The sequence below is a fragment of the Streptomyces sp. A01 genome, from assembly GCF_059026195.1.
The window spans coordinates 1-740 of the sequence record NZ_JBWLKN010000113.1 but is presented as its reverse complement, the minus strand read 5'-3'; the positions used below and the strand labels follow the sequence as shown (position 1 = coordinate 740).

At 67.6% G+C, this 740-nt stretch carries 1 protein-coding gene; it reads right to left on the bottom strand.

Going from position 1 to position 740, the window contains the following annotated elements; genetic code table 11:
- A partial coding sequence (locus tag AC5P1B_RS35755) for a zinc-binding dehydrogenase (RefSeq protein WP_493892207.1) occupies window positions 1-740 on the bottom strand: 740 nt, incomplete at both ends.

The window sequence follows — 740 nt, the reverse complement described above, 5'->3', positions numbered from 1 at the left end:
GGCGAGGATGAGGATCGCGGCAGGGTAAGAACCAACTTGCCCACGTGGCGGGCTTGGCTGAGGTGCCGGAAGGCGTGGATGCCTTGGCGGATGTCCCATGTGGTGAGAGGTGGGAGCGTGAGCGCACCAGAGGCGAAGAGGGCTAGTACCTCGGTGAGCATCTGCTGCAGCCGCTCGGGGTCGACCTCGCTCAGATCGAAGGCGTGGTAGGTGACGCCGGGGTGGGTTTGAGCGAGTTGGCCTGGGTCACGTTGGTCGGTCTTACCCATTTCGAGGAAGTGGCCACCGCGGGGGAGGGTTTCCAGTGAGGCGTCGATGAAGTCGTGGGTGAGGGCGTTGAGTACGGCGTCCACGCCACGGTTGTCGGTGGTGGCCAGGATGTGCCCGCGGAAGTCGAGGGTGCGGGAGGAGGCGATGTGGTCCTCGTCCAGGCCCATGGCGCGCAGGGTGTCCCATTTGCTGGGACTGGCGGTGGCGAATACCTCGGCGCCGAGGTGGTGGGCGAGTTGGACGGCCGCCATGCCGACGCCGCCGGTGCCGGCGTGGATGAGGACCGACTGGCCCGCACGGAGGCCCGCGAGGTCAACCAAGGCGTAGTACGCGGTGAGATAGGTGATGGGGATCGCCGCTGCTTGGTGGAAGGCCCAGCCGTCCGGGATGGGGGCCAGAGTGCGACGGTTGGTGATCGTGACCGGCCCGAAGGCGCCAGGGAGGAGGCCCATGACCCGGTCGCCAGGGAC